7 protein-coding genes are annotated in these 7,247 nt (G+C 37.4%); 5 read left to right on the top strand and 2 right to left on the bottom strand.

What is annotated here, in order from left to right; translation table 11 throughout:
• The coding region (locus tag AC3AX0_RS04425) for a DNA topoisomerase III (RefSeq protein WP_487549097.1) at nucleotides 1-1,920 on the bottom strand (1,920 nt) is incomplete at its 3' end.
• Between the two features lie 239 nt (nucleotides 1,921-2,159).
• Nucleotides 2,160-3,620 (bottom strand): 4Fe-4S binding protein, encoded by a 1,461-nt coding sequence (locus tag AC3AX0_RS04420; RefSeq protein WP_487549096.1) that lies wholly within the window; start codon nucleotides 3,618-3,620, stop codon nucleotides 2,160-2,162.
• Between the two features lie 241 nt (nucleotides 3,621-3,861).
• Between AC3AX0_RS04420 and AC3AX0_RS04415 the strand changes: the two genes are divergently transcribed.
• The 5 genes from AC3AX0_RS04415 to AC3AX0_RS04395 form a co-directional block, all read left to right on the top strand.
• Nucleotides 3,862-4,335, top strand: coding sequence for a flavodoxin family protein (locus tag AC3AX0_RS04415; RefSeq protein ID WP_487549095.1), 474 nt, complete (start codon nucleotides 3,862-3,864; stop codon nucleotides 4,333-4,335).
• A gap of 19 nt (nucleotides 4,336-4,354) precedes the next feature.
• Nucleotides 4,355-5,173: a hypothetical protein gene (locus AC3AX0_RS04410; protein WP_487549094.1), complete on the top strand. Its 819-nt coding sequence runs from the start codon at nucleotides 4,355-4,357 to the stop codon at nucleotides 5,171-5,173.
• Nucleotides 5,174-5,267: 94 nt separating this feature from the next.
• Nucleotides 5,268-6,314 carry a threonine aldolase family protein gene (locus AC3AX0_RS04405; RefSeq protein ID WP_487549093.1) on the top strand — a complete coding sequence of 349 codons (1,047 nt, stop codon included), beginning with the start codon at nucleotides 5,268-5,270 and terminating at the stop codon, nucleotides 6,312-6,314.
• A gap of 4 nt (nucleotides 6,315-6,318) precedes the next feature.
• On the top strand, nucleotides 6,319-6,846 hold the full coding sequence (locus AC3AX0_RS04400) for a flavodoxin domain-containing protein (protein ID WP_487549092.1): 528 nt from the start codon (nucleotides 6,319-6,321) through the stop codon (nucleotides 6,844-6,846).
• 27 nt (nucleotides 6,847-6,873) lie between these two features.
• On the top strand, nucleotides 6,874-7,247 hold a 374-nt coding region (locus AC3AX0_RS04395; RefSeq protein ID WP_487549091.1), incomplete at its 3' end, for an ACT domain-containing protein.

Below are 7,247 nucleotides of genomic sequence, written 5' to 3'. Positions count from 1 at the left end.
GGTAGTTCTCGATAAGTTTATCCTGTGGCCGCAGTTTCTGTCCTGGCATACAAGGCTTTTTCCGTGTTTTGTCTTGACTTCAAGCATGAGTTTTCCGCATTCTGTACATTTCGTAGTGGACAGGTTGTCGTATTTGAATTTATCAGTACTGCTCTTTATATCTTTTACTATATCCCTGGTATAACCCTTCATTTCTTTGATGAAGGTGTTTTTATCCAGTTTTCCTTTGGATATGAGGTTCAGCTTTCTTTCCCATTCTGCTGTAAGAAGGGGAGACTTTAGGTCATCAGGAACAAGGGTAAGAAGTTGTTTTCCCTTGTTGGTAACTCTTATACTTTTCCCTCTTTCCTCCAGCAGGTGTGTGTTGAAAAGTTTGTCGATGATTTCGGCCCTAGTTGCAACTGTTCCCAGACCACCGGTTTCTCCGATTATTTTCTTTAAGTCCTTGTCAGAGGTGGACATGTATTTTACAGGGTTTTCCATTGCAGACAACAGACTTCCTTCATTTAAATATGGAGGAGGTGCAGTTTCACCTGATGTCTTCATGGCTTTCTTTATTTTCAAACTGTCTCCCGATTTGAAATCCGGTACCAGTTTATCCTTTGAATTTTCCGTGGAAAGTATTTTCCATCCATTGTTTAGAACCCTAATACCCGTTGTTGTGAAAATTTCTCCACCTATTTCCATTTTAACAGTTTTTTCTTCATATTCGTATGGAGGAAGAAGAACGGACAGAAATCTTTTAACTACAAGCTCGTAGATATTGTTTTCATCGTAGCTAAGAGAACCTCTTATCATTGATTCTTCAGTAGGTATTATGGCATGGTGGTCCGATACCTTGCTGTTGTCCACGAAGGATTTTGATTTCTTAACTGGCTTTTTTAGGATACCAAAGGCAGTTTGTCTGTATTTATCAAGACTTATAGCTCTTAGAACATCTGGCAGTGTTTCCACCATGTCATCAGTCAGATATCTGGAATCTGTTCTTGGATAAGTTAGGAGCTTGTGATGTTCGTAAAGTGACTGCATGATTGAAAGAGTTTTCTTTGCAGAATACTCGTATTTGCTGTATCCATCTCTTTGAAGCTCTGTCAGATCGTAAAGAGGAGGTGAATATTTCTTTTTCATCTTTGATTCGACGGATATGATTTTTCCGTCCTTGTTCTTGATTTTATTCAAGATATTTTCAATGATTTCTTCTTTGAATGTATTTGGAGAATTGGATTTCTTGTCCTTCCAAGTGAAGTTAAGATTTGAGGATTCTGTTTTTATACCGTAGTATTTTTGCGGCTGAAATTCAATTATTTCCTTTTCCCTCTGTGCTATTATTGCAACCGTGGGAGTCTGTACACGACCGCAACTAAGCTGTGCATTGTATTTTGTTGTCAGTGCTCTGGTTGCGTTTATTCCCATTATCCAGTCGCTTTCAGCTCTTGCAACTGCAGCCGAGAAAAGATTTTCATATTCTTTTCCAGGCTTCAGTTTTTTGAAGCCTTCTGTTATGGCTTTATTTGTAATTGAAGAGATCCACAGTCTTTTAAGAGGCTTATTGACAGGAGATTTTTCCAGTATCCATCTTGCAACCAGCTCTCCTTCTCTTCCAGCATCTGTTGCTATGATTATTTCATCTACATCTTTTCTTGCTATTAGTGACTTGACTGTATTGTATTGCTTGCTTGTTTTTTGTATAACTATAAGCTTCATCCTGTCTGGTATTATCGGAAGATCTTCAATATTCCATTGACCGAATTTTTTATTGTATGCATCAGGGTCGGCAAGGGTTACCAGATGACCTAGAGCCCAAGTTACTATGTATGACTTGCCTTCCATATATCCGTTTCTATTCTCTCTGCAGCCAAGTACCTTTGCTATTTCTTTACCTACAGAAGGTTTTTCTGCAAGAACCAGTTTTTTACCCATTGATTTCCTCGCTTTAATATATTGTGTATCTTAGGATAATATTATATAGGATTTCAGGACGTATTACAAATAGACAAATATAAGGTATTTCTTATATCATGATTTATTTAATCCTAAGCTAGAAAAATATGAAGTAACAAGACAGTAAAATATGCATATTTTAACTTTCTTAAGCTATAAAAAAACAAGGGACTGTGATTTCACAGCCCCTTGTGTATACTTGATTTGATTTAATTATTTTAAGCACTTTCGTAGGAGATGTCCACTGACGGTATATTCATGTTCAACAGAAGCTTTTCAGCAGCCTTTGTCATGGGTGGAGGTCCGCACATGTAGATTTTGTTGTCTACAAGGTCCATGTCCTTCAACACATCTGTTACAAATCCCTTGTGTCCCTCATACTCATCGTCAAAGGCAACTACCTTCACATAGTCGAACTTGTCGCTTGCATCTGAATAATTTTCAAATTCATCGTCAAACATAAATTCATTTTCCTTGTTTGCGCCATATACAAGAGTGAATTTTTTAATAGCAGAATCATTTTCAACAAGGTCCTTCACTATTGCCCTGAATGGAGTGATTCCTATTCCTCCTGCTACGAAGACAACTTCCTTTGCAGTCTTGTCTATAAGAAGCTCGTGTCCCATTGGCCCTTGAAGCATGATATCGTCACCTTCGTTAAAGTTGTTGAAGATTATGCCGGTGCCATATCCCTTGTCCATTTTTTTGACGTCTATGGTTACAGTTTTTTCTTCATTGTCAAACCCGGATATGGAGTAAGCTCTGTACATTTCAGGCTTGTCCTGGATTTTTACAAGGATGAATTGACCTGGCTCGTATACTACGTCTTCATCTGTGAACTTGAATACATATTCGTTGGTTGTGTTGTTTATCTTGTTGATTTCTTTAAGGGTTGACATGAAAGCTTTTCTTGTGTCATATCCTCTTAAAGAGGTATTTGAATTGATTTCTTTTGCCTCGGCCAGATTGCTTAGAGTAAGTATACCTGCAGGGCAGTTGACTACACATGTAGAACATCTAATACAGTTTTCTGAATCGAATTGGTTGTTTTCTGAAAAAGTATCATGGGGTGAAAGTTGCATAGGACATACTCTTGAGCATTTTCCGCAAGAGTGGCACATGTCTGTGCTGGCAGCTGTGATTTTTTCATCTGTCTTCTTTGTGATTCCAAGAGCTTTGCCGAATCTGTATGAAAATTTCTGAATAGTTCCCATTGGGCAAAAGTTACACCATGTCCTGGAACTGAATAATATGCTAACTGTGCTTCCAACAACTGCTACCATTATATAACTGGATACAAATATGAGACCAAGCTTTTCCCAAAACACCATTGTTCCCCACTTAGAAGAAACAAGTATGATTTTGCTTACTACTTTGAATGAGAATAGTGCAAAAAAAGAAAGTCCAAGAATCTTTGACTTGAAAAACTTAGGTATCTTCTTGTTTCCTGTTAATGGGTAGAGAAGAGAGTCAAACATACTTCCGTGAGCACAGATATTTCCGCACCAGTATCTTCCCTTGAACAAAGCAACTGATATGAGACCTAATATTACGGGAATAACTAGAAGACCTAATATAGGAAACCAAAGTCCCCCTATTGTTACAGTAAGTGTGAATATCCACGCATATTTTCTCCATTGTGTAAAAATCCGATTGGTTTTAATGTAAAAATCCGACATATTTTATGATACCTCCAAAGTTTATGATACCCCCTAGGGGTATAATAAGAAGTATAGCGGAGAATTCATTGCATGTCAATATTAAATTATATGTTTAATCATTTATTTTTAAATCAAACTTTCTAATACTATATTTCCAACCTTTGTTGAAATTTATGGTTGTATATAAAGTATTGTTTGTTGAGAAAGGGCAAAAGTTGTATAATAAAGGTAGGTTTTTGAGAATAGAATGGAGGTAATTATGAAAGGACTAATTGTCTACGATTCATATTTTGGAAATACGGAAAAAATAGCCATACACCTGCATGAATCATTGAAGGATACACATGAGGTAAAGCTTGTTAAGGTACACAATGTTGAAAAGGAAGACATAAAAAACTTGGAGTTTATAGTTGTTGGATCTCCAACCAGGGCATTCAAGGCAACAAAGGCAGTAATGGACTTCATTAGGAAGATTCCCAAGGATGGTCTATTGGGAGTTAAATCCGTTGCTTTTGACACAAGGATGAATACAAAGGATGTAAATTCAAAGATACTGAATGCACTTGTAAATGTTTTTGGTTATGCTGCCGAGCCCATAGGCAAGGCTCTTGTCGGAAAAGGTGGTACTGTAGTTATACCCCCTGAAGGTTATTATGTAACTGATTCCGAAGGACCTTTGAAGGATGGAGAAATAGAAAGGGCTGAGAAGTGGATTAAAGATGTGATTAAATAACATAATAATGGAGGTTAACATGTTCAGTAAAACAATAGTGATAAAGATTATTGTGATTCTAGTCCTTATCTTGTCCTTATGTGGATGTTCACAAGCGCAGGATGAGATACCTGTTGAGACATGGGAATACCTTGTTGTACCTCATGCTGGAAATTATACGCCGGCAATGTCTAGTGTTCCCGGATTACCAATAAGTATAGAAACAGACGAGGACCTTGCAACTGATGATATGCTTATAAAGATCAGATATTCAGGAGGAAGGATGCTTAGGTCCACAGCTTCATTTGAATGGGATAGGGAGTTATATTATCTTGAACTTGAATATGAAGACAGAACCATATACTGGACTCCTTTTGAAGAGGATGGAGTCTTTATCGAGAGAGATGAAATTGTTGTCATGGAGGTTTTTAATCAGGAACAAATTGTTGAAAGAAAAGTCTTTTCAATAGTTAGTGATAATGGATTCTATTTTCTTGAGGAATCAGACCCTTATGAAAAGCTTTTTGAACAGTCGGAAAGCATAAGAAATATAAGTGAAGAAGTGAAAGAAGAGGAGAATTGTTCCGATTCCGTTGCTAGGGACCTTCTTAGGTATAAGGGAATAACGGACTGCAGCATTATATTGGAGGATCTTAAATTACATCCTGAGCTCATACCTTATGATGGCGTCCTTGGAGGAACCATGCAATGGAGTGGACCTAGGATATTGAACTCCAAATGGGTTTACGGTGAGTTTTGTGACGGACATGTAGTAGGTTATGCAATTCTTGAATATGAAATAAAGGATGATTTGTCCATAGAATGGGAAAATATTGATGCATTTCTTGATGGAGAGTGATAGTGAGCCTATTAAACATTTTGGTAGAATCAAATAACTGGAGTTACTGATGGGAATGAATATTTAAATAATATAAAAAACAGGAAGGTAGAATATGACAATAAGACACAGTTTTAGAAACGACTACAGCGAAGGAGCACACGAAAACATACTTAAATCACTGTTTGAAACAAACCTGTCCCAGCAGGATGGATATGGAGAGGATGACTATTGTATTGAAGCTTCCAGGTTTATTAAGGAAAAGATTGGGAATACAGATGCTGATGTACACTATACATCTGGAGGAACCCAGGCGAATCTAATAGTTATATCGTCGATTTTAAGACCCTATGAATCGGTAATATCCGCCAATACAGGACATATAAACATTCATGAGGCAGGCTCCATAGAAGCAAAGGGACATAGGATAAGTGTTGCGGAATCAGAAGATGGAAAGCTTACTCCGTCGATGGTCAAGTCAGTACTGGATGTTCACGAAGACGAGCATATGGTAAAGCCTGGAATGGTTTACATATCAAACTCTACGGAGATTGGTACAATATACAAAAAAGACGAACTTAAATCGCTTTACGAATATTGCAGTGGAAATGGTCTTTATCTTTTCATGGACGGTGCAAGGCTTGGATCTGCCCTTGAGTCAAGGGAGTCGGATCTTGAGTTTTCAGATATTGCAAAATACACTGATGTATTTTATATAGGAGGAACAAAAAACGGAGCTCTACTGGGGGAAGCCATAGTCATAACAAATGACGATTTGAAGAAATACTTCAGATACAGCCTTAAGCAGAATGGGGCACTTCTTGCAAAGGGAAGGATAATTGGCGTTCAGTTCCTTGAACTTTTCAAGGATGGTCTCTTTGAAAAAAATGCAGTCCATGCAAACGATATGGCTTTTAAAATTAGCGATGCCATTGCTGAACTTGGATATGGATTTTTGGGGACACCTTCGTCAAACCAGATATTCCCCATACTTCCAAATGAGCTTATTGGAAAGCTAAGCGAGAAATATTTGTTTTATATATGGAGCAAGCAAGGGGAGGATACTTCGGCAATAAGGATTGTAACTTCATGGGCGACACCTGTTGAAGCGGTTGAAGAGTTTATAGAGGATATTGGGAAAATCAAAGAAATGTTGAGGTAGTTAAATGAAAACGGCTGTAATATATAGATCCAAGTCGGGGTTTGTGAAAAACTATGCATTGATGCTAAGTGATGCATTGACTGCAGATGTATTTAACGGAGAAAAAGTGGATTTTAACGAGCTTGAAAACTATGACACCTTGATTTTCGGTGGAGGGCTTTATGCAGTAGGCATTAACGGATTAAAGTTTATAAAGCAAGCTATGGAGACATTGAGGGACAAGAAGATAATAGTCTTTGCCTGTGGAGCATCACCTCCAAGTGATGAAATACATGAAGAGGTTTTCGAGAGGAACTTCGACGAGGAAGAAAGAAAAAAAATTAAATTCTATTATTTACGTGGAGGTTTTCAGTACGACAGATGCACATTCAAGGACAAGATACTAATGAGGCTCCTTAAATTCAAGCTAAATAAAAAAGAAAATTTGACACCTGATGAAAAGGGAATGCTTGCTGCCTACAGCAAACCAGTGGATTTCACCAATAAAAAGAACATATCGGAAATAGTTTGCTATGTGAAATCCCTACAGTGATTATTACAGGATTTAAAGGAGGAACTTATGAACTTGAAATTGTCTCTTTTTAAAGACAAATACATAGTATGTAAACTTAACAAGAATGACAGGATACCTGCCTGGGCATACAGGGGAGACTTCTTTTCTATAACAAAGACATTTGATGAGTTGTCACTTGTTTGTCTTGAAAAAAATATCGAATCGGAAGAGCTGGACGAGGATATATTGTGTGAAAGGGATTGGCGGTTATTCAAGGTTGAAGGACGTCTTGACTTTTCATTAATTGGAATAATGGCAAATCTTAGCGGTATAATGAAAGAGGCTGGGGTAAGTATATTTGCACTGTCAACCTACGATACAGATTATATAATGGTTAAGGATGAAAAGGCTGATGAAGCTGTTAAAGCATTGAAGGAATA

It is taken from the genome of Dethiosulfatibacter sp. (assembly GCF_983023055.1).
This window is presented reverse-complemented; position numbering and strand designations above follow the sequence as displayed.